The organism is Streptomyces sp. NPDC088116, assembly GCF_044741745.1.
In the GTDB taxonomy this organism is placed as follows: domain Bacteria; phylum Actinomycetota; class Actinomycetes; order Streptomycetales; family Streptomycetaceae; genus Streptomyces.
Genome location: NZ_JBIUTF010000005.1, coordinates 462,212 through 488,772, shown reverse-complemented (window position 1 = coordinate 488,772; position 26,561 = coordinate 462,212). Strand labels below are relative to the sequence as shown.

Sequence of the window (26,561 nt, the reverse complement as noted above, 5' to 3'; positions counted from 1 at the left end):
ACCGTTATAGGCTTCAGTTTAAGATTCAACTATATGGCCGTCGAGAGCCCTCGACGGGTTCGAGCCTGAGAGGTGAGTGAGCGCGATGCAGTTCGGGATCTTCACGGTCGGTGATGTCACGGCCGACCCGACCACCGGACGTACGCCGACCGAGCACGAGCGGATCAAGGCGATGGTCGCCATCGCGCGCAAGGCCGAGGAGGTCGGCCTCGACGTCTTCGCCACCGGTGAGCACCACAACCCGCCGTTCGTCCCCTCCTCGCCCACCACCATGCTCGGCCACATCGCGGCCACCACCGAGCGGCTGATCCTCTCCACCTCGACCACGCTGATCACCACGAACGACCCGGTGAAGATCGCCGAGGACTTCGCGATGCTCCAGCACCTGGCCGACGGGCGCGTCGACCTGATGATGGGGCGCGGCAACACCGGGCCGGTCTATCCGTGGTTCGGCGAGGACATCCGCCAGGGCATCCCACTCGCGATCGAGAAGTACGCGCTGCTGCACCGGCTGTGGCGCGAGGACGTCGTGGACTGGGAGGGCAAGTTCCGTACGCCCCTCCAGGGCTTCACCTCGACGCCCCGGCCGCTGGACGGCACCCCGCCGTTCGTCTGGCACGGCTCGATCCGCTCCCCCGAGATCGCCGAACAGGCCGCCTTCTACGGAGACGGCTTCTTCGCCAACAACATCTTCTGGCCCAAGGAGCACTTCCAGCAGCTGATCCGCCTCTACCGGAAGCGGTACGCGCACTACGGGCACGGCACCCCGGAGCAGGCGATCGTGGGCCTCGGCGGCCAGGCGTTCATCCGGAAGAACTCGCAGGACGCGGTACGGGAGTTCCGGCCGTACTTCGACAACGCGCCGGTGTACGGGCACGGGCCCTCGCTGGAGGAGTTCACCGAGCAGACCCCGCTGACCGTGGGCAGCCCGCAGGAGGTCATCGAGAAGACGCTGACCTTCCGCGACTCCTTCGGGGACTACCAGCGGCAGCTGTTCCTGATGGACCACGCGGGGCTTCCCCTGAAGACGGTGCTCGAACAGCTGGACCTGCTCGGCGAGGAGGTCGTACCGGTGCTGCGCAAGGAGTTCGCGGCGCTGCGGCCCGCCGGGGTCCCGGAGGGGCCGGTGCACCCGGCCGCCGCCGCATCGACATCCACACCGGCACCGACATCGACGCAGGAGGTCTGAGCATGGAGCCGACGACACGGCTGGAGGAGACGACGAGGCCGGAGCCGACGGCTCGACCGGAGCCGGCCACGGCCCCGGAACCGACCGCACCGCTGAAGCTCGTCGTCGTATCGGCCGGGCTCAGCAAGCCGTCCTCGACCCGGATGCTGGCCGACCGGCTGGCGGAGGCGACCGACCGCGAACTGGCCGCCGGGGACCGCAAGGCGGAGGTCACGGTCGTCGAACTGCGCGATCTCGCCGTCGACATCGCGAACAACCTGGTCACCGGCTTCCCGGCGCCCGCGCTGCGCACGGCGCTCGACACGGTGACCGGCGCGGACGGCCTGATCACGGTGACACCGGTGTTCGCCGCATCGTACAGCGGACTGTTCAAGTCGTTCTTCGACCTGGTCGACCCGGACGCGCTGACCGGGACGCCCGTACTGCTCGCCGCGACCGGCGGCACCGCGCGCCACTCGCTCGTCGTGGAACACGCGCTGCGCCCGCTGTTCGCGTACCTGCACGCGCTGGCGCTGCCGACCGCCGTCTTCGCGGCGACGGACGACTGGGGTACGGGCGCCGACACCCACGCGGGCGGACTTCCGGCCCGGATCGACCGGGCGGGCAGGGAACTGGCCGGTCTGCTGCGGGGCCGGACGCCTGCGGCGGCCGAGGACGTGGACGAGCACGAGGACGAGGTGGTGCCCTTCGAGCAGCTCCTCGCGAACCTGGCGTAGGACTCGCGGGCCGCCCGCCGCACGGCAGGAAGGACGCTGTACGCGGGGAGGACTCTCAGGGTTCCCGCGTGTAGTACACGTAGAACGTCGCGATGACCGTAGCGGCACCGATCGCCAGCCCGATTCCCGACGACAGCAGGACGCTGTGCCCGGTGAGGCTGTAGAGGAAGCCCAAGGACCCGCCGACCAGCACCCCCCAGGCCCCGGCGCGCAGTTCGCGCATCAGGGAGTTCTGCACCCGTACCAGGCCGAAGACCAGTGCGGCCATGACCACCCCGGAGATCAGCGCCAGGGCCAGCTGTCCGAAGCTCGCGGGGCCGCCGCCGCGTGCGATGAACGACGCGTACGCGCCGTAGGCCACACCCACGAACAGGGGTGCCGCCACGGCGAGCCGGGAAGGGGGGCGGCGGGGCGGGGTGTGCGTCCGGGGGGCGTGGTGCCGGCGGACGCGGTGCCGTCCGGGCGTCGCTACGTGTGTGGCCATGGCAGGGAGCTCCTTCCCTCGCACCCCCCGTTCACTTCTCCAGAGCACACCCGTCCACCCCGCGCGTCAACCGCTCTCCCCCACGCCCCTCACCCGTGACACTCCCCTTCGACTCCCCTTCCTGCCCCCTACCGGCGGCGCACCGCTCGCGCCCGCCGACAGCTCCACGTTCCCTTGAGGTGTGCGGACCTACGTGCGGACTCGCGTGCGGACCTACCTCTCCACGGTGCTGACCGTCCTGCTGGCGCTCCTCATTCCGTTGAGCGCGGTCGCGTCCTGGGCCGATCTGGAGATCGGCGACGAGGACCGGTTCGTCGCGGCCATGGCGCCGCTCGCCACCGAGCCCGCCGTACAGAAAGCCGTCGCGGACCGGATCACCGACGAGGTCATGACGCAGATCGACGTGGGCCCGATCCAGGAGGGGGTACGCGGGCTGCTGCGCGAGGCGGTGCTGTCCTTCGCCACCACCGAGGCCTTCCAGAACGCGTGGAACACCGCGACGCGCGCCGCCCACGCCGCCGTCGTGCAGGTCCTGACCAGTGGCCGGGGCAACGCCGTGACCATCGACCTGGCGCCGATCACCGAGCGGGTGAAGAGGCAGCTGATGGACGACAGCGTGCCGTACGCGGGGCGGATCCCCGTACGGCGCGACGAGATCATCGTCCTGGAGGCGAACGGACTCGGCGTCTGGCGCGATGTCGCCCAGGGGCTCCGGGCGGCCGGGATCTGGCCGGCCGTCGCGACACTCGCCCTCACGGGGCTGGCCATGCTGCTCGCCGTACGCCGCCGGCGTGCGCTGTCCGGGATCGGCCTCGCGTACGCGGCGGGCGGGGCGTTGCTGGCCGTCACCGTCGCGGTGGCACGCGGGACCGTGCTCCAGGACCTGCCGAACGACGGTGACCGGTCGGCCGCCGCCGCGATGTACGACGCGCTGACCGCCTCGCTCCGCACGACGGCCTGGACCGTCGTCGCCGCCGGGCTCGTCCTCGCCGTGGCCGCCTGGCTGACGGGCCGGCCACGGCGACCGCCGCCAACTCCCGCACGGCGCACCCCGGTACCCGCCGGGGCGGGCACCCCGGGCCGGCCCTGACCGGGGCGCGGTCGGACCCGACCGGGCCCGACCGGCTGTTCGGCACGCGACTCTCAGGACTTTACTGAATCTTTATGCCGATTCCCCTCGACCGAATGTCCCTTTTGTGCCGTTCGGCGCACCATGGGGTTATGAGCCAGAACACGACACACCGACCCCCCACCACCGGAATGGGTACCGGCACAGGAACCGGAACCGGTTCGGGCACGGGCATGGGCATGGGTACCGGAGCTGGCACGGGGACCGGCGCCGGCACCGGAGCTCACACGGAGAGGAGAGCCGCCTGGGCAGTTGGCGGCAGTTTCTTCGCCGGTGTCCTCATGGTGGTCATAGGGGCTACGGACATCCTTCAAGGGATAGCCGCTATCAGGAGGAACGCGTTCCTCAACAACGTCAGCGGCTACACCTACACCTTCAACCTGACCTCCTGGGGCTGGATCCACGTGGCCCTCGGCATCCTGGTGGCACTCACCGGGCTGGCGCTTCTCATGAGGGTCCGGGCGGCCCGGTACGTCGGCATAGCGCTAGCGGCGCTGGTCCTCGTATCGCAGTTCATGTACCTGCCCTACCAGCCGTTCTGGGCGATCGTGAACATGGCCCTCTCGGCGTTCGTGATCTGGGCGCTGGCCACGGACCGCATGGGAGCCGGCGCCGGAGGCGGAGGCAGAGCCGGAGCCCGATCCGGCACCAGAACCTGACACTCCCGGAGCCCCACAGCTCCACCGGAAACCCGGAAACCCGGAAACCCGGAAACCCGGAAACCCGGGAAACCGGGAAACCGGGAAACCGGGAAAACCGACCAACGCCCCATCCCTACAACCGCATCACCTACGCGCATACGAGGACAGTGGCCACGACTACTGTCCCCGTATGCGTGTACGTATGCCCCTCTTCCCTCGGAACGCGCCCGGCCGCGCGCACCCGCGCGCCTCCGCGAGCGCGGCGCCCTCGCGTCCGCCCGCCTCCGGGCCCGCCGCGCGTCCCGCTCTCCGGCGGTTCCTGACCGGGGCCGCAGGTCTGTGCCTCGCGGCGCTCTCCGTGATCGTCGGCTGCCGCGCGTTCGGCGTCGACGGTGTCACCCCCGTACCGCAGTTGCTCGCCTTCCTGCCCTGGCTCCTCGTCCCCACGGCCGCCGCCCTGGTGCTCGCCGCGCTGCTCCGGTGGCGGACCGGGGTGGTCTGGGGGCTCGTGGTGCTCGCCGCGACGGGGTGGTTCGTCCAGCCGTACGGCGAGGGCTCGTACGGCACCGAGGCCCTGGGGGCCGCGCCCCGTACGGGTACGGGATCAGGAGCCGGTACGCGCGGGCCCGTCGTCGCCCGTATCGATGTGCTGTCCTCCAACGTCGAGTTCGGGCAGGCCACGCCCGCGCTGGTCACGACGATCCGCCGTGAGAGGCCCGACCTCGTCTTCGTCCAGGAATGCGATGCCGTCTGCGTACGGCTCCTCACCGACCGGATCCCGCACGCCGACTATCCGTACCGCAATGTCGTCAAGTCCGGGGCCGGCGAGGCGAAGGGCTCCGTCATCCTCTCCGCCCTCCCGCTCACCGGCACGGAGGGCATCAAGGGCGCCCTCGGCATGCCGGGTTCCCGGGCCGTGATCGGCGGCCGTACGGTCCAGCTCCAGCTCGTCCACCCGATGCCGCCCCTCCCCGGCGGTGTCGGCATCTGGCGTGACGAACTGGGCGCCATCCGTACGTACGCCGCCGGGCACAAGGACGCTCCGCTCATCCTGGCGGGCGACTTCAACGCCACCCGGGACCACGCCGCCTTCCGGGACATCCTGGACGCGGGCAGGCTGCGCGACAGCTCAGTCGGGGGCGGCGCCGGCCGTACCCCGTCCTGGCCGGCCGACGTCCCCCGGCCGCTGGGGGCGCAGATCGACCATGTGCTGATCAGCGACGACTTCTCGGTACGGGACGCCCGCTTCCTGGATCTGGCGGACACGGACCACCGGTCGCTGCTCGTACGGCTCGAACTGCGCGCGGGGCGCTGACCCGTCGGCGCCGAACCGCCGACGGCCGCCCCGCCACGGCGCGCAGAACCGGTGAGACAGGACCGGAAGGAGGGGAAGGACCGGTCTCACCCGGCGGGCACTTTGAGCGTCACCCAGACCCGCTTCCCCGGCCCCTGCCGGGGCGCCACCCCCCAGTCGTCGGAGAGCGCGGCGATGAGCGCGAGCCCCCGCCCGCATTCGTCATCGAGTCCGGGCGTACGCGGCCGTGGCAGAAAATCGCCCGCGTCCTCGACCTCCATCCTCAGCAGCCCGTCGAACCGGTGCAGGGAGACGGCGATCTCACGTCCCGGTGGACTGCCGTGGCGCAGCGCGTTGGTGACAAGTTCCGACAGGAGAAGAGCAGCCGTCTCACCTGGTTCTTCGGGCAGACCGACGTTCATACGAAGCACCTCCCGCGCGCGTCCCACACTGCGCGGATGGCTCGGAAGCCGGAAGTGGACAAGCTGGTCGTACCGGTCGCGCTGATCACCGTCGAAAGTCATGGAGATGACCTTCCCTGCCGCACGGGATTTTACTTTCCGTACAACGGAGATGACTGTGCGCATTTAGAATTGACGGTTCGCCAGGCCCGGCGCCACGGGCCGACGACGGCCGAAACCTTTTCGGCACACCGGAATTCGACCGGACATCCGCCCCAAATCCGGCCCCGGAGCCGGTCACTGAACCAGGCGCTGAACCGGTCGTCGAACCGGAGCCGGTCGCTGAACCGGTCGCGGAGCCGTTCCCTGAGCAGGTCCCGGTCAGGCCTGCGGGGCCGGTCCCTGCGTCTGCGCGTGCAGCCGGTCCAGTTCCCTGCGGTCCCGCTTGGTCGGGCGGCCCGTGCCCCGGTCGCGGAGGGCGACGGGGACGGCCATCTCACGCGGCGGGGGCGGCGGGCTGTTGTCGACGTAGCACTCGACCGCCACCGGAGGGCCGACCCGCTTCCGGACGATGCGCGAGACCACCACGACCCTCTCGCGGCCCGCGTGGCGCAGCCTGACCTCGTCGCCCGGCTTGAGGGTGTACGCGGGCTTGACCCGGTCACCGTTGACGCGGACGTGGCCCGCGCGGCAGGCCGAGGCCGCCTGGGAGCGCGTCTTGGTGAGCCGTACGGACCAGATCCAGGTGTCGACCCGCGCGGTCGCCGCACCCGAACCGGCCCCCGCGCCCGAACCCGAATCCGAACCCGAACCCTCAGAAGTCATACACCGAGAGTAGACGGGGACGGCCCGCGCTTGCGCTCCTTGTGCCGTACGGGAAGACCGGCGGAACGACGCACGGGGTGACGCCGGTCATGGCGCCACCCCGCGTGCCTGCATCTATATCTGTGCCTGTAGCTGTACCTGTGCCTGCGGCTCAGACGCCGATGTCGCTGCCGTCCTTGCGCCACACGGAGATCACCGACGGGCGGACGATCTTGCCGGGTCCGTCCGGCCACGCGCTCGCCGGCTTCTCGACCGACGCGCCGTCGACCTCGCCCGGGTGCTGCACGGAGACCAGGATCCGGCGGTCCTGGATGACCGGGCCGCACGTCTCGGCGCCGTTCGGCATCGTCAGGAACTGCTTCAGCTCACCGCGCCGGTCGCCCTGCGTCGCGACGCCGAACAGGCCGTCGTGCACGCCGAGCGCGTTGCCGTCCGTCGAGATCCACAGGTTGCCGTGCGGGTCGAAGGCGACATTGTCCGGGCAGGAGATCGGGCTGACCTTCTCCTTCGGGAAGCCCGCGAAGTAGGTGCCGGGGTCCTTCGGGTCGCCGGCGACCAGGAAGAGCCGCCAGGCGAAACGGTCGCCCGCCGGGTCGTCCCTGCGCTCCGCCAGCTCCAGGATGTGGCCGTGCTTGTTGGCGTTACGGGGGTTGGCCTCGTCGGCGCCCGCCTTGCCCGCCTTGCCACGGTCGGTGTTGTTCGTCAGCGCGACATAGACGCGGCCGGTGCGCGGTGACGGCTCGACGTCCTCGGGGCGGTCCATCTTGGTGGCGCCGACCTTGTCACCCGCGAGGCGCGTGAAGACGTACACCTCTTCGGCGCTCATGCCGGGAACGTGCGAGACATCGCCGGTGGCCAGCGGGATCCAGCGGCCGGAACCGTCGAACTCGCCGTCGTTCGGCAGCGTGCCGTTGCCGTCGATCTGGTCGGCCGGGCTGTCGCCCGTCAGCTTGGCGACGTACAGCGTGCCCTCGTCCAGGAGCGTGAGGTTGTGCTCGTGGGCCGCGCGACCGCCGCCCTTCTTCATCCGCTTCGAGGAGACGAACTTGTAGAGGTAGTCGAACTTCTCGTCGTCGCCCATGTAGACGACGGGACGGCCGTCGGCGGTGAGGCGCGGCTGCGCGGCCTCGTGCTTGAAGCGGCCGAGGGCGGTGCGCTTACGGGGCGTGGAGTCCGGGTCGTACGGGTCCAGCTCGACGACCCAGCCGAAGCGGTGCGACTCGTTGGGCTCCTGCTTCACGTCGAAGCGCTTGTCGAACAGCTCCCACTTGCGCTCGGTGGCGCCCGTACCGATGCCGTAGCGCAGGTCCTTGTCGCTCGACGCGTTGGCGAAGTACTGGTTGAAGTTCTCCTCGCCGTGCAGCGTGGTGCCCCACGGGGTGGTGCCGCCGGCGCAGTTGTTGAGCGTGCCGAAGACCTTGGTGCCCGTACGGTCCGCCGAGGTGCGCAGCAGCTCGCTGCCGGCGGCCGGGCCGGTGAGGCGGAACTCGCTGGTGACGGTGATGCGGCGGTTGAGCTGGTGGCGGGTGACGGCGGTGAGCTTGCCGCTGCGGCGGTCGTCCTCGACCACGACGACGGAGAAGCCGTGGGCGGCCCAGGCGATCTCCACCTGCTCGCGGGTCGGCTTCTCCGGGTCGTACCCCTTGAACATGAGGACTTCGTCGGTGTACTCGTGGTTGGCCACGAGCACCTGCCGGCCGCGCTCGCCCTTCAGGGGCAGCAGGCTCAGGAAGTCGTTGTTGTAACCGAACTGGCCGGCCTGCGCCTTGGCGGTCTGCTTGTTCTCGTCGAACGCCGGAGCACCGCGCAGGATGGGCTCGCCCCAGCGGATGACCACGTTCTGGCTGTAGCCGGCGGGGATGGTCACCTTGTCGTCGGTGTTGGGGGCGACGGGGGTGAAGCGGAGGCCACGGGCGCCGTCCGTCTTGGAGCCGCTGCCGTTGCCGTGACCCTTGGCGTCGTCGCCCGCCGGGGCGGCGACGGCGGGGGAGCCGCCCGGACCGAAGCCGATCGCGCTGCCGGCGGCGGTGGCGACCGTCACGACGGCGGCGGCGCGCATCATGGAACGCCGGGAGAGGGCGCCGGCGATGACGTCACCGACGTACTCGTTGTCGCTCTTGTTGGGCACCTCGTGGAAACAGGCGTCGCCACAACGGTAACGACAGGTCAGGGCCGAACGTCCGCCAGGATGAGTATTGAGCAGCGGCAGCAGGTTGCGCACTTTCGCCTCCGGTGATGGGGTATTCGGCGCGCCCCGCGCCGACAGGTTGTCGGGATGTCTCGGCCGTGACGCTAGGTGGGCATGCCAGCAGGACGGCGGCGTGAAGGTGAACGGACCATGAATGCCGGGAGGCTGAGCCGTAAGAACCGCTGAGAGGGGGCGGTGGACCGGAGCGGCCGTCGGTCCTGTACCACCCCGAGCGCCCAGTGGCCGCCCCTGCCCTGGACCACTCCGAATGGCCGCTAACCTTACGTATCCGCCCTGGCCAGGGATGCTGCGTTTCCCCGGCGGCGGACACCGCACCCAACTCATCTGAAAGGCCTCGCCCATGGGCATTCGGAGCTTGCTGCGCAAGGTGTTCGGACGCGATCGTGCGGAGGAGCGCAACGAGCCGGCGGCAGCCTCGGTGCCGGCCCAGGTCGCCCGTACGGAATCGGCGGAGCCGACGACCGCGGCCGAGGACAAGAACAAGATCGAGAACGAGAACGAGACGAAGGGAAAGGGCGGGACGCAGGACTCCGACAGGGCGCGGGCCCAGTCCGGCACCAAGGACTCGAAGGACTCCGCGGAGCCGGGGGAGTCGGGGAAATCCGGGGTCGCCGCCGAGGAGCCCGCGGGTACGGGCGCGACCGCGCCGCCGAAGGCCCGGACCTCGCCCGAGTCGGAGGGGGCGGCGGACCTGGTGGCCGCCGCGTTCGACAAGGCCCGCCCGTCCGAGCCGGACCGGTCGGAACGTTCCGACCGCAGCGTGCCGCCCCAGGCCTCACGGAAGCGTACGGACGAGGAGCCGCCGGCCGCCAAGGCCACGGTCCCGGCACAGGCCTCGGCCGAGCGGGAGATCACGCTCGATCCCAAGGCCGAGGACGAGACCGAGGTCAAGGACGAGACCACCGTCAGGGCCGGGACCGAGCGCACGGCTGGTTCAACTCCGGTTCCGGAGAAGCCAGTTGCTGAAGAGCTCACCACCGAGCCCCGGAACGACCCGCAGGCCGAGGCCGATCCGGTCGTCCCGGCGTCCGCGAAGGACCCGGTGGACCCGGTGGACCCGGTGACCCCGGTGGTCGAGACAACGCCCGCGCCGACGGCGGACGTTCCGGCCGAACCGGTGACCACGGCCGAGACCAGGACAGAGGTCGCGCCGGAGCCGGAGGCGGAGGTCACGGCCGACGTCACACCCGCACCGGAGGCGGAGCCCAAGGCCGAGGCCAAGGACGAGGTCCAGCCCGAGGCGGAGGTCAGGGCGGAGCCCGAGGCATCGCCCGAGCCCGAGTCCGAACCCAAGGCCGAGGCGGAATCCAAGACCGGGCGGGAGCCGGAAGCCGTGGCCGATCCCACGCCCGCGCCTGTCGCCGAGCCCGCAGCGGCGGCGGCAGCAGTGGCAGTCGAGCCGGAGACGAAGCCCGCACCCAGCGCCGAGCCCGTCACCGCGCCCGAGCCCAAGGCCGACACGGAGCCGGAAGCCGTCGCCGTACCCGAGCCCGAGGCGAAGCCCGAGCCCGTCACCGCACTCGCGCCCGTAGCCAAGCCCGACGCCGAGCCCATCGCCACACCCACACCCACACCCGCGCCCGAGGCCGCAGCCAAGCCCGAGGCCACCCCCGCCTCCGCGCCCGCTCCCGCCCCCGCCAACGCCGGGAAGCCCGCCTTCTCCCCCGCTCGCCTCAAGTCCCGTGCCCCCGGGCTCGCCGAGCAGTACAAGGCCGCCGGCGCCGCCCTCCGCAAGCGCGGGCTCACCGGCGAGCGGGCCGCCGTCTACCTGGTCCTCGACCGGTCCGCCTCCATGCGTCCGTACTACAAGGACGGCAGCGCCCAGCACCTCGGCGAGCAGGCGCTCGCGCTCGCCGCGCATCTGGACGAGCGCGCGGCCGTGTCCGTCGTGTTCTTCTCCACCGAGATCGACGGGACCGGCGAGCTTCAACTCGCCGATTACGAAGGGAAGATCGACGAACTGCACGCGTCCTGCGGGCGCATGGGGCGTACGCACTACCACCTCGCCGTCGAAGAGGTCGTGGCGCTCCACGAGAAGTCCGGGGCCACCGGGCCCGCGCTGGTGATCTTCCAGACGGACGGCGCGCCCAGCGCCGTACGGGCCGCCGAGAAGGCGCTGGCCGACGCCGCGAAGCTGCCGCTTTTCTGGCAGTTCGTCGCGTTCGGCGAGGAGGACGCCAAGGGGTTCGACTTCGTACGGAAGCTCGGCGCCGACCCGTCGGCCGCGCACGTCGGCTTCTGCCACGCGGGCCCGGCTCCGCGCGCTCTGGCCGCCGGGGAGTTCTACCGCGAGCTGCTCGCCACCTGGCAGCCGCGCCGGAAGGACGCCTCCGAGAGCTGAACCGTCCGGACCGTCCGCTGCCGCCGACCCGCGCCACTCGTGCCCGGGGCGGCGGCAGTCGGCGTTCCGGGGAGACGCCAAAGAGCGCCACCGCCGTACGCGCCCCTCACCCTCGCTCGACGAGCGTGCCCACCGACGGCAGTGTCACCGTCACCACCAGTCCGCCGCCCTCCCCGCCCGGCTCCGCCGTGACCGTTCCCCGGTGCGCCACCGCGATCGAGCGGACGATGGAGAGGCCCAGGCCCGCGCCCCGGCCCATCCGGTCGCGGCCCTCTCCCCGCCGGAACGGTTCGAACAGCACCGGGACGTCCGCCGCCGCGATGACCGGGCCGGTGTTCCGTACCACCAGCACACCGCCGTTGACCTCGATGTCCACCGTTCCGCCCGGCACGTTGTACGTCACCGCGTTGGCCAGCAGGTTCCCGACCAACTGCCCGAGCAGCAGCTGGTTTCCGCACACCACCCCGGAGTCCACGACGGACACGGACCTGTCCAGGCCGTGCCGCACCGCCTCCTCGGTCACCGTCTCCCCCAGATCGACCAGGTCCTGGTCCTCGACCTCCCGCTCGCTGCGCGCCAGGACCAGCAGCCCGTCGATGAGCTGCTCGCTGCGCCGGTTGTTGTCGAGCAGGGTCTCCTTCGTACGGGCCAACTGGTCCGGCGAGCAGGGCTCGTCCAGTCCGACCTGGATCGCGGTGCGCTGGGTCGCCAGCGGTGTCCGCAGCTCGTGCGAGGCGTTCGCGATGAACCGGCGCTGGCTGTCGAAGGCCTTCTGAAGCCGCGCCAGCAGCGCGTCCAGGGTGTCGCTCAGCTCCTTCAGCTCGTCGTCGGGGCCGTCCGCCCCGATCCGCTCATGGAGGTTGCGCTCGGAGAGCCGGCGCGCCTTCGCCGTCATCGCGTGCACCGGCCGCAGCACCCGCCCCGCCGTCCACCAGCCGACGCCCACCGCGCACAACGCCATGACCAGCAGCGCGACGACCGACCAGAACATCATCTCGTCGGAGGCCACATCCGTAACGGTGTCGGTGAGCTGGTAGGGACTGACCGGATCGATCTGCTGCTCGCCGATCAGTCCGCGCACCGACGTGGGCGTCGGCATCACCTGGGCCGGCGCGACCCGGGCCGCGATCTCCTGGGCCTCGTTCTCCGTGGCGGCGCTGGAGAGCAGATTCACGACGGCGAGCAGACAGCCGCCGAGCACGAGGAAGACGCAGCCGTAGACGAGCGCGAGGCGCGTACGGATGGTGGAGATGGAGCCGGTGCCCCAGGAGAAGCCTCTGCCCCAGCCGTCCCAGCTCACCAGGCTCTTGCCCCCGCGCACCGAACGACGCACCGCGAGCCGTATCAGCGGCCTGCTCACAGCGCGTATCCCACGCCCTGCACCGTACGGATCAGCGGTGGATCACCCAGCTTCGCCCGCAACTTGCTCAGGCACACCCGGACCGCGCCGGTGAACGGATCCGCGTGCGCGTCCCACGCCCGTTCCAGCAGCTCCTCCGCCGAGACCGGCGCCCCGTCGGCCTCCAACAGGATCTGGAGCACCGAGAATTCCTTGGGCGAGAGGTCCAGCTCGCGCCCGTCCCGCGACGCGGTCCGCCGTACGGAGTCGAGCCGTACGCCGTGCCGCTCCAGCTGCGGCGGTACGGACCTGGCGCTGCGCCGGCGCAGGGCGCGCACCCGGGAGACCAGTTCGGGGAAGTCGAAGGGCTTGCCCAGATAGTCGTCGGCGCCCAGGTCGAGGCCCTCGACGCGGTCCTCCATGGCGGCGGAGGCGGTGAGCATCAGGATGCGCGTACGGGACGACTCGGCGACCAACTTGCGTGCCACGTCGTCGCCGTGGACCCGTGGCAGATCGCGGTCGAGGACGACGACGTCGTAGTCGTGCAGTCCCAGATAGGCGAGGGCGGCGTCACCGCTGTACACGGTGTCGACGGCGAACCCCGCGCGCCGCAGCCCGGTGGCCACCAGCTCGGCCAGGACCTGCTCGTCCTCGGCGACCAGTACCCGCATGCTCCCGTCCCCTGTTCCGTCCCACGCACCGGTCCGCGCCCCGTACTCCACCTCGCGTCCCGTTCCCCGCGTCTGCCCCTTGCCCTGCCCCGTCCCCCGGCCCTGCCCCTGTCCTGCCTCGCACATGATGCCCTTTCCCTCCCAGGATGGGCATGTCTACCGCAATGGGTGTTTCGCAAAGCTCTCCCCGGGCCCTTTCCACGTGCTCGTCCGCACGGCCGCGGCCTGGGTCACCCCCCACAAACGCGGGCGACTCGCACCCGATCGGTCGGATACGATATTGACAATCCGTAGACCAATTGGTCACTCCGTGTAGCTACTTGGGAGCAGCCTGCAATGGCTCGACACCTCATCACCAGCGCCCTTCCGTACATCAACGGGATCAAGCACCTGGGCAACATGGTGGGGTCCATGCTCCCGGCGGACGTGTACGCCCGCTACCTCCGCCAGCGCGACCACGACGTCCTGTACATCTGCGCCACCGACGAGCACGGCACCCCCGCCGAGCTGGCCGCCAAGGAAGCGGGCGTGCCGGTCGACGCCTTCTGCGCCGAGCAGCACGACGCCCAGAAGGCGATCTACGACGGCTTCCAGCTGGCGTTCGACTACTTCGGCCGCAGCTCCTCCGAGCAGAACCGCGAGATCACCCAGCACTTCGCGCGCCGGCTGAAGGAGAACGGCTTCATCGAGGAGCGGGCGATCCGCCAGGTCTTCTCGATCGCCGACGACCGCTTCCTCCCGGACCGCTACATCGTGGGCACCTGCCCGCACTGCGGTTACGACAAGGCGCGCGGCGACCAGTGCGAGAACTGCACCCGCGTCCTGGACCCGACCGACCTGATCGACGCGCGCTCGGCGATCAGCGGCAGCAGCGAGCTGGAGGTCCGCGAGACCAAGCACCTCTTCCTCCTCCAGTCGAAGCTGGCGGGCGAGGTGGAGACCTGGATCGACGCGACGAGCACGGAGTGGCCGCAGCTCGCCTCCTCCATCGCCCGCAAGTGGCTGACCGAGGGCCTGCACGACCGGGCGATCACCCGCGACCTGGACTGGGGCGTGCCGGTCCCGGCCGACACATGGCCGGAGCTGGCTGCCGAGGGCAAGGTCTTCTACGTCTGGTTCGACGCACCGATCGAGTACATCGGCGCGACCAAGGAGTGGGCGGACGCCGACCCGGCGAACCGCGACTGGCGGTCGTGGTGGTTCGAGGCCGACGACACCGTCCGCTACACCGAGTTCATGGCCAAGGACAACGTCCCGTTCCACACGGTGATGTTCCCGGCCACCCAGCTCGGCACCCGCGAGCCGTGGAAGAAGGTCGACTACGTCAAGGCCTTCAACTGGCTGAACTACTACGGCGGCAAGTTCTCCACGTCCCAGAAGCGGGGCGTCTTCACCGACGCCGCGCTGGAGTTGCTCCCCGCCGACTACTGGCGCTACTTCCTGATGGCGAACGCCCCCGAGTCGGACGACACGTCCTTCTCCTGGGAGCACTTCACGGCGACGGTCAACAAGGACCTCGCCGACACCCTCGGCAACTTCGTCAACCGCGTCCTGTCCTTCTCGCGCAAGCGCTTCGGCGACGCCGTACCGGCGGGCCGGGCGGCCGGTGAGGCGGAGGAGAAGCTCGGCGCGCAGATCGCGGAGCTTCTCGCGGAGTACGAGGGCCACATGGAGACGCTCCAGTTCCGCAAGGCGGCGGCCGCGCTGCGCGCCCTGTGGTCGGCGGGCAACTCCTACCTGGAGGAGAAGGCCCCCTGGCTGGAGATCAAGACCGACGAGGAGGGCGCGGCGCTGACCCTGCGGACGGCCATGAACCTCATCCACCTGTACGCGGTGATCTCCGAGCCGTTCATCCCGGCCTCGGCGAAGGCCATGCGGGCGGCGTTCGCGCTGGCCGACGACACGGCGCGGTGGGTCACGGCCGACGAGGCGAAGGCGCTGGCGACGGTCCCGGCGGGGACGGCCTTCACCGTTCCGCCGGTGCTCTTCGCGAAGATCACCGAAGAGGACCTGGCGACGTACCGGGAGCGCTTCGGCGGCGAGGAGACGGCCGCGTAAGGCATCGCCGTACCGTACGAGGCGCGCCGTACCGTACGAGGCGCGGGCCTCTTCCAGTACGGCGTACGACGCACCGGAAGCGGCCCGGGACCTGAGGAGACCTTGTGGGTCTCCGAGGGTCCCGGGCCGCTTCCCCGTGGCCTGTGGGCCTCGGCTTTCGACCGTCAGCTTCCGGCCTCGACGCTCAGCTTTCGACCGCGTCCGGGTCGACGCCCATGGTGAGGGAGCTGGTGACCCCGCGCGCGATGTGACCCGGGGCGTACGTGAGCTTGAGCAGCCCGCCCTTGACGCCGCTCTGGTCGTAGATGCCGTCCTGGGTGAGGGTCGTCCGCGTCGCCGTGTTGGACGCGTACGGCTCGACCTTCTCCGACTCGACGGCCGCGACCTCGTCGAAGAAGAACTGGCCGGTGTGGCAGGTGGTGCCGCCCTCGTAGCCGGAGTCGGTCATCTCGCCGTCGACGTGCACCTTGGTGTGGATGTGCAGGGCGCGGCCCTGGTACCAGCCGGGGAAGATCGTCTTGAAGGTGACGAACCCCTTCTTGTCGGTGAGCTGCGTGCCGCGCAGGTAGCGCTCGTCGTCGGTGGGCTCCTGGTGCCCGCCGCCACCGCCGGGCGGGGGAGAGCCGGTCGGCGCTCCGGTGGGGGCGCCGGTCGGCGGGGTACCGCCACCATCGCCGGATCCCTGGTCCTCGTAGCCGGAGTAGACGCCTCCGGCGTCGCAGTGCCAGATGTCGACGCACGCGAAGCGCAGCGGCGCACAGGTGGCCGAGTCGATCACCTTGAGCTTGAGGGTCATCGGGATGCCCTCCCGGTCCTCGGTGATGTCCGCGCGGATCTTGTCGGCGTCGATGTAGTACGGACCCTCGGTGTACGTCGAGGTGAGCTGGTAGCACTCCTCTGCGCGCGCGTCGGTGGCAGCCTTCGCGCCCGTGTCCTCGTCGGCCGCCGCGGAGGTGACGGCGGCAGCCCCGATACCGGCGGCGGCGACCACCGCGCCGCCCGCGATGAGGGCCCTTCTGCGGGTCATGTCCCGTTCGGCTAAAGGTTCCTGAGTCCCTGTCATGAAAGGCGAGAGTAGGGTCCGAAGCTGGCAGGGACGTGAGTGCAAGCTGTGCATTGCTGTGAATCAGGTCAAGGAACGCGTCCGTCCCGTACCGGATCAGCGGCTCAGCGGCTCAGCGAGTCCGCGTCGCCCATCACCACGACCGGCCGCTTGCGCGGGTCCAGCGCGCGCAGCAATTCCTTCATGTCCCGGCGCGGCAGCGAGACACAGCCCTGGGTGGGGCCGCCGTGGTCCACATGGAGCCAGATGCCGCCGCCCTTCTCCTCGCCGAGGGGGCGGGTCCAGTCGAGGGGCGAGGTGCCCGCCATGCGGTTGTAGTTGATCGCGACCACATAGTCGAAGGACCCTTCGAGCGGTTCGCCCTCGACGCCGTCGCCCGTCGCCTCGAAGGCCGGCCCCCGGTCGTACGGGAGCCTCGAGCCCGGATCGGGCAGTTTGCCGCCCGCGTCGGTGAGACCGAACACCCCGATGGGCGAACGCAGATCACCCTGGACGTGGTCGTCGGTCCAGCCGCGTACGGCGTTGTGCGCGGGCCATGCGTCGGAGGCGCGCTGCCAGCCGGTGACCGGGTCGCGCTCGTGGATCACGACGGTGGAGCGGTCGGAATCCCGGCCGGCGCCGGTCACCACCACGGCCTGGGTGGTCTCGTCGGAGATCTTGGCGCGGGTCGCCGGGCCGAGGCCGGGGATCTCCTCGGGCTCGACGGTCTGCGCCTCCAGGACCGGCTTGCCCGACCTCCCGCCGCCGGAGTCCGCACCGCCGGAACGCGGACCGCCCGAGTCCGGACCGCCCGAGTCCGCCCTCCCGGCACCGGAATCCGCGCCGCTCGCCTTCGGGCCGCCCGGTGCGGATCCCGCGTTGTCCGCGGTGTCCTCGACGCCCACGCAGCCGGTGAGCAGCAGGCCGGTGGCCAGCAGCGCGGCAACCAGCCGGGGGCGCCCAGGCCCTGTCCGGCCGGTCTTCGCCGGGCCGACAAGATCGGCCGGACAGAACCTGAGGCCCCTGCGGACGCGGAGGAGAGAGCGGACGGACGACATATGCGGGCCTCTCATTTCTTGTTCCGCAGGTGCTCGGCGGTCTTGTCCCGCAGGTGCTCGGCGGCGGGAACAGGCACCGGTTCGGCTCCCTCGCGGGAGTCCTCGCCGGGGTCCTTGTCGAAGTCTGCTCCGGCGAGCATCGAGCTGACCGCCTCGGCGGTCCACGGCGCGTCGCCGGAGATGCAGAGGCTCACGGCGACGGCCTTGTGGGGCGCGGAGCCGCCTCCCACCAATCCGCTGTACTCCGTGGTTCCCCGGATGCTCCGGCAGATCTTCGAGGGCTCGGCCTCCATCCGCAGCGCCGGCGAATCCTCGATCCTGCCCGGCCGCTCGTACTCGGCCCGGGGGACGAGGACGAGGAGCGCGGCGCCGCGCCGCAGTTCACTCACCGGCAGGCACATGGTCCCGCTCCCCCCGGCACAGGTCCGGGCGTCCGAGGTGAGGCTCTGGGAGGAGGCGAAGCCGACGGCGGTGGCCCGGGAGGCGGAACCGAAGGCACCGTCCGTCGCCGTGTCCACGGGACGCACCCCGTCCACTGGACTCATCCCGTCCGCGGGACGCACCCCGTCCGAGGGACGCACCTCCTCCGAGGGGCGCACCCCGTCCGAGGGAAGTGCCGTCCCCCTGTCCCGGGAAGCTGTCGTCGCCTCCTCCGACGGTGCCGACAGATTGCCCGGGGGCGTCGACGACGTGCCCGGGGAAGCGACGCGCTCGGGCGTCTCGTCGTACCCGGAGCCGGGCGGCGTCTCCAGCGCCTGCCACCCCTTGGGCAGTCGCAGGATCAGGCCCGCCACATTCCGGAACTGGACCAGGCCGTCGTGCGCGACGGCCCGCGAGGTGGTCGAGGGCGCGGGGGCGGCGGGCGGTACGGGTTCCGATTCCGGTCCGCTGCCGCGCAGCGCGCCGGGGAGGAACGTACCGGCCAGCACGAGTCCGGTCACGGTCAGGGCGGCTGCCCCTGTCGCACGACGCCGACGGCGGATCCGGCCGACCCGTTCCCGTACCTGGGACAGCCGCCCCTCGGGGGCGGGCAGCCGGGGCACGGCCCGTTCGAGCAGGACGCGCAGCTCGTCCTCGTCCCGCGCGCCCTGAGTCTCCCGCCCCTCGTCCACCGGCCGCTGGTCACGCTGGTCACACACGGAGGTCACCACCTCCCACGGACGCGGGCAGCGCGGCCCGCAGGGTGCGCAGCGCCCGCGACGACTGGCTCTTGACGGTGCCGGGGGAGCAGCCGAGTGTGGCCGCGGTGTCCTCGACGCTCAGGTCCTCGAAGTAGCGCAGGACGACCACCGCGCGCTGCCGCACCGGCAGGGAGCGCACGGCCGCGGCCAGCGACTGCTCCAGGTCCACACTCGCGTACGCGTCGACCGGGCCCACCACGTCCGGGACGTCGCCGTGCGGCAGTTCCCCACGCCAGCGCCGCCGCCACCAGGAGGCGTGCTGATGCACCAGCGTCTTGCGTACGTACGCCTCCGGATGCCCGCCGGAGATGCGCGACCACTTCGGCCACACCTTCGCCAGGGTGCTCTGGAGCAGATCCTCCGCCAGATGCGCGTCGCCGGTCAGCAGCCAGGCCACGCGCAGAAGCCGCGGTCCCCGCGCGGCGACGAATGCCTCGAAGTCGCCGTCCGCCGGGTCCATTGTCCTGTCCTCGCCATTCTGTTCGGTCTCCCACGGCTGTGGAACGCGGTGGGGTGCCGATCAGGTTGCCTCCGTCCGGTGGGCTTTTTTGCCGGTCGCGGCACCGGAAGCCTCGTGAAGATCCTGCCGGAGGCGCTTGCCGACCTGCCCGAGTCCGGCTGCCAGGGCGGCGAGTTGGCCGTGGTCCAGGACATCGATGAGCAGTTCGCGGACCAGGGCGACATGTCCGGGGGCCGCGCCGCGCAGGCGCTCGCGCCCGGTGTCGGTGAGGGCGGCGACGACACCGCGCACATCGGAGTCGCAGGCACGGCGACTGACCAGGCCGGCCTTCTCCATCCGGCCGATCTGGTACGTCAGCCCGCTCTTGGAGGTGAGGAGCAGCTCGGCCAGATCGCTCATGCGCAGCTCGCCGCCGGGGGCCTCGGAGAGGCGGACCAACAGCTCGTACTGGGGGTAGGAGAGGCCCGCCGCCTCTTTCAGCTGCTGGTCGAGGCGGCGTTCGAGGAGGGTGCTCGCCACGATGAAGCTGCGCCAGGCGGCCATCTCGTCCTCGTCCAACCACCGGGGTTCGTCCATGGGGCCACCTTAGGATGCGGTTGTTGAAATTCGAAATGCTGTGTACGGTCGATATCGAGCCGTACTTCAACTTTCAACCATGCGGGTCCCCGCACCTTTCGTACCTTTCATCCCTTCATTCAGGAGAGAACGCGCTCATGCCCTCCCCCACCAGCACCTCCACCTCCGTCAGCTCCCTCGCCCGGCTCTCCGCCGACACCAGCACCCCGCACGCCGCCCCGCCGCGGGCCTACGACGCCGGACTGCTGCTGCTGCGCCTCGTACTGGGGCTGACGATGGCCGCGCACGGCGGCCAGAAACTGTTCGGCTGGTTCGGCGGCGGCGGCCTCGACGGCACGGGCGAGTTCTTCACCATGAGCGGCTACCCGTCCGGCAAGGCCCTGGCCGTGGTCGCCGGGCTCACCGAGGCCCTCGGCGGCCTGGGCCTGGCCCTCGGCCTCCTCACCCCGCTCGCGGGCGCCGCGCTGGTCGGCACCATGGTCAACGTCCTCGCCGTGAAGGGGCTCGGCGCCTTCTTCGCACCGACCGGCATCGAGTACGAACTCCTCCTGACCGCCGGCGCCGCGGCCCTCACCCTCACCGGTCCGGGCCGCATCGCCCTGGACCGCTTCCTGCCCGGGGTCAAGACCCACCGCCTGGCGTACGGGGTCGCGGCCCTGGTACTCGGCGTGGTGCTGGCGGGAGTCACGCTGCTGCTGCGCAAGTGAGGCGTTCCCCCTCGCTTCTCACGGTGGTCACATGGGCGAGACGCTTTCCCGTTCCGTCAACCCTGATCCCTCGACCCTCGCGAACCGGCCTCGGGAGCATTGAGCCGCACCCCGAGCAGCGGGTGAGCACGGGAGAGGGCCCAGGACCATGAAGGTCACCAAGCTGGTCGGCACGTGCGACATCAAGGACTGTCCCGCGCTACGACAGACCGCCCGAACCCCCTCCCGGCCGCACCCGACTTCTGGCTCTTCGACTCGGCGGCGGCAGCGGTCATGGGCTACGACGAGGCCGGCGGATTCCTCGGCTCCGACGTCCTGGACACCGAGCGGGCACAGGACTTCGTCGCATATCGCGATATCGCGCTGGCGGAAGCCGAACCCTTCACCAACTGGTGGGCCACGCACGGAGAGTGAACAACGCACAGTTGGGGGAAGCGCTGCGGACACCGCGAAAGGCAACCGGAAAGGAAGCCAAGGCGGTGGCCCGCAGCGCTCTCATGTCTCCGTCCAAGCTGTCCAAGATCGAGAATGCGAGACTGGCGCCCAGTACGGCAGACGTGGAACGCATCCTCAGCCAGTACGGCAGACGTGGAACGCATCCTCAGCGCCCTCGGCGTATCGGACGAGATGAAGGCGGAGTACACGGAGGCTGCGCGAGCAGCGGCAACGGAAGCCACGGCATGGAGGCTGTTGAAGCGCACCGGGGTCCAAAGGGCAGCAAGCGGCCAAGGCACTTGAGGCCCAGATGTCGGTACTGCGCTTGTTCCAGCCCGCGCCGGTACCAGGACTGCTCCAGACACCCGAGTACATCAGGGCCGTTCTGCAACGGCACAGCCTGACCGAGGATTCCCTTCTCCGCACGATCAGCGGCCGCATCGACCGCCAGGCCATCCTCTACGACGGCACCAAGTCGCTACGATTCATGATCACCGAGCCCGTCCTGCGCCCTTACCCTCAGGCGTAAACGCGAGCGTCGGTTCACACAAAGGCCGTGGTGCGTGATCGGCCGGAGGCCAGAGAACCGCGAAACGCATGACCCGAACTCCCCCCGTACACAAGGATGTTGGCTGAAAGACGGCCACCTGCCGGAACGCGTCTGGGCCCGGAACCATGCGGTTCCGGGCCCAGACGCGCGGAGTACGAGCTTTCGCTCTACTCGCCGGACTTCTCGGCCGACGGCTTGGCCACCGGCTTGCGCAGCGCGATGTTCAGCTCCCGCAGCCGCGTCTCGTCCAGCTCGGTCGGCGCGCCCATCATCAGGTCCTGCGCGTTGCCGTTGAGCGGGAAGGCGATCGTCTCGCGGATGTTCGGCTCGTCGGCCAGCAGCATCACGATGCGGTCGACGCCCGGGGCGATGCCGCCGTGCGGCGGGGCGCCGAGGCGGAACGCGCGCAGCATGCCCGCGAATTCGTGCTCGACGGTCTCCCGGTCGTATCCGGCGATCTCGAACGCCTTGAGCATCAGCTCGGGCTCGTGGTTACGGATCGCGCCCGAGGACAGCTCGATGCCGTTGCAGACAATGTCGTACTGCCAGGCCAGGATGTCCAGCGGGTCCTTGGACTCCAGGTCCTCCAGGCCGCCCTGGGGCATCGAGAACGGGTTGTGCGAGAAGTCGATCTTCCCGGTCTCCTCGTCCTTCTCGTACATCGGGAAGTCGACGATCCAGCAGAACCGGAAGACGCCCTCCTCGAAGTGCCCGGCGCGCTTGGCGGCCTCGACGCGGACCGCGCTCATGATCTTGGAGACCTCGTCGTACTCGCCCGCGCCGAAGAAGATGGCGTGGCCGGGGGTCAGTGCGAGGCGCTCGGTGAGGACCTTGACGTTCTCCTCGGTGAGGAACTTGGCGATCGGGCCGCTCAGCGCCCCGTCCTCGCCGACCCGCACCCAGGCCAGGCCCTTCGCGCCCTGCTCGACGGCGAAGTCCCCGAGCCCGTCGAAGAACTTGCGCGGCTGGCCCGCCGTGTCCGGCACCGGCAGGGCGCGGACGTGCTTTCCGGCGAACGCCTTGAACTCGGAGCCCTCGAAGACGTCCGAGATGTCGGCCAGTTCCAGCTTCGCCCGCAGGTCCGGCTTGTCGTTGCCGTACTTCAGCATCGACTCGCGGAACGGGATCCGCGGGAAGGGGGAGGTGACATGACGGCCGCCGCCGAACTCCTCGAACAGCTCGGTCATCAGCTTCTCGATCGGCCGGAAGACGTCCTCCTGCTCGACGAAGCTCATCTCGACGTCGAGCTGGTAGAACTCGCCGGGCGAGCGGTCGGCGCGGGCGTCCTCGTCGCGGAAGCACGGCGCGATCTGGAAGTAGCGGTCGAAGCCCGAGATCATCAGCAGCTGCTTGAACTGCTGCGGGGCCTGCGGCAGCGCGTAGAACTTGCCGGGGTTCAGCCGGGACGGGACCACGAAGTCACGGGCGCCCTCGGGTGAGGTCGCGGTGAGGATCGGGGTGGTCATCTCGTTGAAGCCGAGCGCCGTCATCTTGTGCCGGATCGCGGAGACGACCGCCGTGCGCAGCATGATGTTGCGGTGCATGCGCTCGCGGCGCAGGTCGAGGAAGCGGTACTCCAGGCGCCGCTCCTCGTTCACGCCGTCCTCGGTGTTGATCGTGAACGGCAGCGGACCCGCCGCGCCCAGGATCTCGACCTCCGAGACCTCGATCTCGATCTCGCCGGTCGGCAGCTCCGGGTTGACGTTGTCCGCACCGCGCGCGGAGACCGTCCCGTCGATACGGACGACGGTCTCCTTCGTGACCTTGGACAGCTCCTCGTTGGCGGCGGTGCCGGGGCGGGCGACCAGCTGGACCAGACCGTAGTGATCGCGCAGATCGATGAAGAGGATGCCGCCCAGGTCTCGGCGATTGTGCAGCCAGCCGCTCAGCCGGACGTCGGCACCGACGTCAGAGGCGCGGAGCTCGCCGCAGGTGTGGGACCTGTACCGATGCATCGTCGTTCATCCAGTCTTAGCAAGTCGGGGGGTCGGGACGGTTGTGCAGTACGGCACAAGCCGTACGACACAACAGGTTACCGCCCAGCCCGGCGGCACTCCGTGGCCTGATCCGGATCAGGCCCCGGAGACCTCCCCCGGGCCGCCGTCCTCGTAGTCCTCATCGTCGTGCGCCAGCCGGCCCCGCAGCTCGGACAGCACCCCGAACACGGCCGCCGTCAGCGGTACGGCCAGCAGCATGCCGAGAATCCCGGCGACACTGGCGCCCGCCGCGATCGCCAGCATCACCACGGCCGGGTGCATCTGGACCGTACGGCTCTGGATCATCGGCTGGAGCACATGCCCCTCCAGCACCTGTACGGCGAGAACCACCCCGAGCGTCCAGAGACCGATCACCCAGCCACGGTCGGCGAGCGCGACCAGCACGGCGACGGCGCCGGAGATGAAGGCGCCGAGATACGGGATGTACGCGCCGACGAGCACCAGCGCCCCGAGCCCGACCGCGCCGGGCACCCGCAGGATCAGCAGGCCGACGGTGATACAGACCGCGTCGATCAGCGCGATGACGGTCGTACCGCGCATAAAGCCCTCGACCGCCTCGAACGCCCGGCGGGCCATCGCCTCGACGGTCTCCCCGGCCGCCCGCGGCACGAGCGCCCTGAGCGCGCCGGGCGCCTTGTCGGAGTCCCGCAGGAAGAAGAACATCAGCAGCAGCGCGAGCACGGCGGTGGCGATCAGCTCGCCGACGACGCCGATCCCGGCGAGCACGCCGGACGCGGCGGTGCCGCCGAACTTCCCCACCAGCTTCTTGGCGTTCTTCGCCAGATCGTCCAGCGAGGTCCCGGCGGCGCCGAAGTGGTCGGTCACGTCCTTCGCCGCCTGCCGCAGGGACGAGACGATCTGATCGCCGGTGTGGAACAGCGCGCTGACGACGATGTATCCCGCCCCGCCGACCACGGCGACGACCGCGACGCAGGTCAGCGCGGCGGCGAGAGACCGGTTCACCTTCATCGCGACGAGCCGCCGGTACAGGGGCCCGAGCAGCGCGGTACCGAGGATCGCGAGCAGCACGGGGGTGACGGCGCTCTTGAAGGTGACAACCAGCCAGACGGCGACGGCCCCGACCCCGGCGACCACCAGCAGCACACCACACCAGGCGCCGAGGCGGCGGGCGCTCTCGGGCAGGAGGGGAGCCGGCGACATCTGCACGAGTCCAGCGGACCACGGGGGCCGGGAGGTGTCCCCCGGGGTAAGCCGTCCGGCGGTGCGCCGTCCGGCGGGGGCGTGGTTCGGGGTGGGTTGTTGGCTCGGGCCGGTGGTTCATGTGCGGATTGTTGCCGGGTGTCACGGACCACCCCCACCGGGCCGCAGACGGGGAACCGGCGGGAGGGGGCCGGGGTCGCAGGAGGTGACGTGTCCGGACGTAAAGCGTGATGTGTGCCGCACACCGGCCCGCACCCAACAAACAAACCCGCACGCGGCGTAAATCATGCGGTCCGGACATGCGCCTCCGGAGGCCCCGGCCCCCGCACCACCACAAACCGCACCCCGGAAGGCGCTACGTGTGGGCCACCGGCGCCGTCCCCAGACGCCCCGCCTGGAAGTCGTCGAACGCCTGCTTGAGCTCGGCCTGACTGTTCATCACGAACGGACCGTAATGCGCCATCGGCTCCCGGATCGGACGCCCGCCCAGCAGGACGATCTCCAGGTCGGGCGTGTGCGAGTCCTGGGTCTCGTCCGCGCGGACCGTCAGCGTTCCGCCCGCGCCGAACACCGCCGTCTGGCCCGTGTGGACCGGCCGCCGGTCCGTGCCGACCGCGCCGCGCCCGGCCAGTACGTACGCGAGACCGTTGAAGTCCTCGCGCCACGGCAGCGTCACCTCCGCACCCGGCCGCAGCGTCGCGTGGATCATCGTGATCGGGGTGTGCGTGACGCCCGGACCCTCGTGCCCGTCCAGCTCGCCCGCGATCACCCGCAGCAGCGCACCGCCGTCCGGCGACGTCAGGAGCTGCACCTGGCCGCCGCGGATGTCCTGGTAGCGGGGGTTCATCATCTTGTCGGAGGCCGGGAGGTTCACCCACAGCTGGAGACCGTGGAAGAGCCCGCCGGACATGACCAGCGCCTCCGGCGGGGCCTCGATGTGCAGCAGGCCGGAGCCCGCCGTCATCCACTGGGTGTCGCCGTTCTGGATGGTGCCGCCGCCACCGTTGCTGTCCTGGTGGATGAAGCTGCCGTCGATCAGGTACGTGACGGTCTCGAAACCGCGGTGCGGGTGCCAGGGGGTGCCCTTCGGCTCGCCCGGCGCGTAGTCCACCTCGCCCATCTGATCCATCATGATGAACGGGTCGAGGTGCTGGTAGTTGATCCCCGCGAACGCACGGCGAACGGGGAAGCCCTCGCCCTCGAAACCGCTGGGCGCGGTCGTGACGGCGAGCACGGGACGGGCCACGGCGTCGGCGGGAGCCGCCACACGGGGCAGGGTCAGCGGGTTTTCGACGGTCACAGCGGGCATGGGAGAGCCTCCTTGATTGTTCAACGTTCAATTTAGTTGAACGGTGAACATCCCGCAAGGCGTCCTTCATTCCCGGACCCCGGAACCCCCGGAACCCCCGGGACCCGGCCCCCGGAAACCCCGGGGCAGGGCACACGAAAACGGGGCCCGTACCGATCCCGGTACGGGCCCCACTGGCAGCGAAGTCGTGCGGTCAGCCGCGCATGCGGCGTCGCGCGGTCAGCCGTACATACGGCGCATCGCGAAGTCCACCATCTGCTCGACCGCCTTCGCGTCGAACACCATCCGGTGGTCACCCTCCATGTCGAGCACGAAGCCGTACCCCGTCGGCAGCAGGTCGATCACCTCCGCGCCCGTGATCACGAAGTACTTGGACTCCTTGCCCGCGTACCGGCGCAGCTCCTTGAGCGTGCTGAACATGGGGATCACCGGCTGCTGCGTGTTGTGCAGCGCCAGAAAACCGGGGTTGTCGCCCCGGGGGCAGTAGACCTTCGACGTGGCGAAGACCTGCTGGAAGTCCTCGGCCGACAGCGACCCCGTCGTGAACGCCCGCACGGCGTCGCCGAGCGACGGAGGCGACGGTTCCGGATACAGCGGCTGCTCGCCGTACCCGCCGGGGCCGGCGCCGCCCATCGGCGGCTGAGGCGGGTGCGCGTACTGCTGCTGAGCGCCCGGATTCTGGTCGTAGCCGTACATGCTCGCAAGAGTACTGAGGAATACGCCAGGGGGGAGCCTCGTCACACATGCGAGCTGGGGGTTGCGCCTTATTACCGATGGGTAGCATCATC

At 70.5% G+C, this 26,561-nt stretch carries 24 protein-coding genes and 1 pseudogene; 10 read left to right on the top strand and 15 right to left on the bottom strand.

The genetic code is table 11. The annotated features are described in order from the left end of the window. The first annotated feature begins 85 nt into the window (after positions 1 to 85). Together ACIOJD_RS22695 and ACIOJD_RS22690 are read left to right on the top strand one after the other, a co-directional pair. Entirely contained in the window at positions 86 to 1,189 is a 1,104-nt protein-coding gene (locus tag ACIOJD_RS22695) for an LLM class flavin-dependent oxidoreductase (RefSeq protein ID WP_401916511.1), read from the top strand. Positions 1,190 to 1,191: 2 nt separating this feature from the next. Further along, positions 1,192 to 1,905 carry an FMN reductase gene (locus tag ACIOJD_RS22690; RefSeq protein ID WP_401916508.1) on the top strand — a complete coding sequence of 238 codons (714 nt, stop codon included), beginning with the start codon at positions 1,192 to 1,194 and terminating at the stop codon, positions 1,903 to 1,905. A 55-nt stretch (positions 1,906 to 1,960) separates the two neighbouring features. Here ACIOJD_RS22690 and ACIOJD_RS22685 read toward each other — a convergent pair whose 3' ends face one another. Continuing rightward, positions 1,961 to 2,389, bottom strand: a complete 429-nt coding sequence (locus ACIOJD_RS22685) for a hypothetical protein (protein WP_401916505.1) — start codon at positions 2,387 to 2,389, stop codon at positions 1,961 to 1,963. 193 nt (positions 2,390 to 2,582) lie between these two features. On the opposite strand from ACIOJD_RS22685, the gene ACIOJD_RS22680 reads away from it, so the two are divergent. The 3 genes from ACIOJD_RS22680 (at position 2,583) to ACIOJD_RS22670 (ending at position 5,474) form a co-directional block, all read left to right on the top strand. After that, entirely contained in the window at positions 2,583 to 3,479 is an 897-nt protein-coding gene (locus ACIOJD_RS22680; protein ID WP_401916502.1) for a hypothetical protein, read from the top strand. 218 nt (positions 3,480 to 3,697) lie between these two features. Continuing rightward, entirely contained in the window at positions 3,698 to 4,177 is a 480-nt protein-coding gene (locus tag ACIOJD_RS22675) for a hypothetical protein (RefSeq protein ID WP_401916500.1), read from the top strand. Positions 4,178 to 4,349: 172 nt separating this feature from the next. Then, complete coding sequence (locus tag ACIOJD_RS22670; RefSeq protein WP_401916497.1) at positions 4,350 to 5,474, top strand: endonuclease/exonuclease/phosphatase family protein; 1,125 nt, start codon at positions 4,350 to 4,352, stop codon at positions 5,472 to 5,474. Positions 5,475 to 5,560: 86 nt separating this feature from the next. Here the strand turns inward: ACIOJD_RS22670 and ACIOJD_RS22665 are convergent, their stop codons facing one another. The 3 genes from ACIOJD_RS22665 to ACIOJD_RS22655 form a co-directional block, all read right to left on the bottom strand. Next, positions 5,561 to 5,977: an ATP-binding protein gene (locus ACIOJD_RS22665; RefSeq protein WP_401916494.1), complete on the bottom strand. Its 417-nt coding sequence runs from the start codon at positions 5,975 to 5,977 to the stop codon at positions 5,561 to 5,563. A gap of 258 nt (positions 5,978 to 6,235) precedes the next feature. Continuing rightward, the gene (locus tag ACIOJD_RS22660) at positions 6,236 to 6,679 is read right to left on the bottom strand and encodes an RNA-binding S4 domain-containing protein (RefSeq protein WP_401916491.1); all 444 of its coding nucleotides are present in this window, start codon (positions 6,677 to 6,679) and stop codon (positions 6,236 to 6,238) included. A 151-nt stretch (positions 6,680 to 6,830) separates the two neighbouring features. Then, positions 6,831 to 8,900, bottom strand: coding sequence for a PhoX family protein (locus ACIOJD_RS22655; protein WP_401916489.1), 2,070 nt, complete (start codon positions 8,898 to 8,900; stop codon positions 6,831 to 6,833). 328 nt (positions 8,901 to 9,228) lie between these two features. Between ACIOJD_RS22655 and ACIOJD_RS22650 the strand changes: the two genes are divergently transcribed. After that, a complete protein-coding gene (locus tag ACIOJD_RS22650) occupies positions 9,229 to 11,229 on the top strand; it encodes a VWA domain-containing protein (protein ID WP_401916487.1) in 2,001 nt (666 codons plus the stop codon). Positions 11,230 to 11,335: 106 nt separating this feature from the next. Here ACIOJD_RS22650 and ACIOJD_RS22645 read toward each other — a convergent pair whose 3' ends face one another. Together ACIOJD_RS22645 and ACIOJD_RS22640 are read right to left on the bottom strand one after the other, a co-directional pair. Then, positions 11,336 to 12,532, bottom strand: a complete 1,197-nt coding sequence (locus tag ACIOJD_RS22645; protein WP_401917120.1) for a sensor histidine kinase — start codon at positions 12,530 to 12,532, stop codon at positions 11,336 to 11,338. Positions 12,533 to 12,585: 53 nt separating this feature from the next. Continuing rightward, the gene (locus ACIOJD_RS22640; RefSeq protein ID WP_401917117.1) at positions 12,586 to 13,239 is read right to left on the bottom strand and encodes a response regulator transcription factor; all 654 of its coding nucleotides are present in this window, start codon (positions 13,237 to 13,239) and stop codon (positions 12,586 to 12,588) included. Positions 13,240 to 13,575: 336 nt separating this feature from the next. On the opposite strand from ACIOJD_RS22640, the gene metG reads away from it, so the two are divergent. Beyond that, positions 13,576 to 15,297: a methionine--tRNA ligase gene (gene metG, locus ACIOJD_RS22635; protein ID WP_401916484.1), complete on the top strand. Its 1,722-nt coding sequence runs from the start codon at positions 13,576 to 13,578 to the stop codon at positions 15,295 to 15,297. A 184-nt stretch (positions 15,298 to 15,481) separates the two neighbouring features. Here metG and ACIOJD_RS22630 read toward each other — a convergent pair whose 3' ends face one another. The 5 genes from ACIOJD_RS22630 to ACIOJD_RS22610 form a co-directional block, all read right to left on the bottom strand. Further along, positions 15,482 to 16,324, bottom strand: coding sequence for an intradiol ring-cleavage dioxygenase (locus ACIOJD_RS22630; protein WP_401916482.1), 843 nt, complete (start codon positions 16,322 to 16,324; stop codon positions 15,482 to 15,484). 140 nt (positions 16,325 to 16,464) lie between these two features. Next, positions 16,465 to 17,397: a L,D-transpeptidase family protein gene (locus ACIOJD_RS22625; RefSeq protein WP_401916480.1), complete on the bottom strand. Its 933-nt coding sequence runs from the start codon at positions 17,395 to 17,397 to the stop codon at positions 16,465 to 16,467. An 11-nt stretch (positions 17,398 to 17,408) separates the two neighbouring features. Next, positions 17,409 to 18,536: a hypothetical protein gene (locus ACIOJD_RS22620; protein WP_401916477.1), complete on the bottom strand. Its 1,128-nt coding sequence runs from the start codon at positions 18,534 to 18,536 to the stop codon at positions 17,409 to 17,411. Further along, positions 18,529 to 19,038, bottom strand: coding sequence for a SigE family RNA polymerase sigma factor (locus tag ACIOJD_RS22615; protein WP_401916475.1), 510 nt, complete (start codon positions 19,036 to 19,038; stop codon positions 18,529 to 18,531). Before ACIOJD_RS22615 ends, ACIOJD_RS22620 begins: the two co-directional genes overlap by 8 nt. A gap of 60 nt (positions 19,039 to 19,098) precedes the next feature. After that, a complete protein-coding gene (locus tag ACIOJD_RS22610) occupies positions 19,099 to 19,614 on the bottom strand; it encodes a MarR family winged helix-turn-helix transcriptional regulator (protein WP_401916472.1) in 516 nt (171 codons plus the stop codon). 137 nt (positions 19,615 to 19,751) lie between these two features. Here ACIOJD_RS22610 and ACIOJD_RS22605 point away from each other — a divergent pair, with 137 nt between their 5' ends. The 3 genes and pseudogenes from ACIOJD_RS22605 to ACIOJD_RS22595 all read left to right on the top strand — a co-directional run. Then, positions 19,752 to 20,321 carry a DoxX family membrane protein gene (locus ACIOJD_RS22605; protein ID WP_401916469.1) on the top strand — a complete coding sequence of 190 codons (570 nt, stop codon included), beginning with the start codon at positions 19,752 to 19,754 and terminating at the stop codon, positions 20,319 to 20,321. A gap of 174 nt (positions 20,322 to 20,495) precedes the next feature. Further along, on the top strand, positions 20,496 to 20,735 hold the full coding sequence (locus tag ACIOJD_RS22600; protein WP_401916466.1) for a DUF6879 family protein: 240 nt from the start codon (positions 20,496 to 20,498) through the stop codon (positions 20,733 to 20,735). Beyond that, positions 20,732 to 21,267: pseudogene (locus ACIOJD_RS22595) on the top strand (Scr1 family TA system antitoxin-like transcriptional regulator); the annotation flags it as partial. The gene ACIOJD_RS22600 and the pseudogene ACIOJD_RS22595, both read left to right, overlap by 4 nt. Positions 21,268 to 21,473: 206 nt before the next feature. Here ACIOJD_RS22595 and aspS read toward each other — a convergent pair. The 4 genes from aspS to ACIOJD_RS22575 form a co-directional block, all read right to left on the bottom strand. After that, positions 21,474 to 23,261: an aspartate--tRNA ligase gene (gene aspS / locus ACIOJD_RS22590; protein WP_401916463.1), complete on the bottom strand. Its 1,788-nt coding sequence runs from the start codon at positions 23,259 to 23,261 to the stop codon at positions 21,474 to 21,476. Positions 23,262 to 23,378: 117 nt separating this feature from the next. After that, on the bottom strand, positions 23,379 to 24,464 hold the full coding sequence (locus ACIOJD_RS22585) for an AI-2E family transporter (protein ID WP_401916460.1): 1,086 nt from the start codon (positions 24,462 to 24,464) through the stop codon (positions 23,379 to 23,381). A gap of 355 nt (positions 24,465 to 24,819) precedes the next feature. Continuing rightward, the gene (locus ACIOJD_RS22580; protein WP_401916457.1) at positions 24,820 to 25,773 is read right to left on the bottom strand and encodes a pirin family protein; all 954 of its coding nucleotides are present in this window, start codon (positions 25,771 to 25,773) and stop codon (positions 24,820 to 24,822) included. A 219-nt stretch (positions 25,774 to 25,992) separates the two neighbouring features. Next, positions 25,993 to 26,469: an SseB family protein gene (locus ACIOJD_RS22575; RefSeq protein WP_401882625.1), complete on the bottom strand. Its 477-nt coding sequence runs from the start codon at positions 26,467 to 26,469 to the stop codon at positions 25,993 to 25,995. Positions 26,470 to 26,561 lie beyond the last annotated feature (92 nt).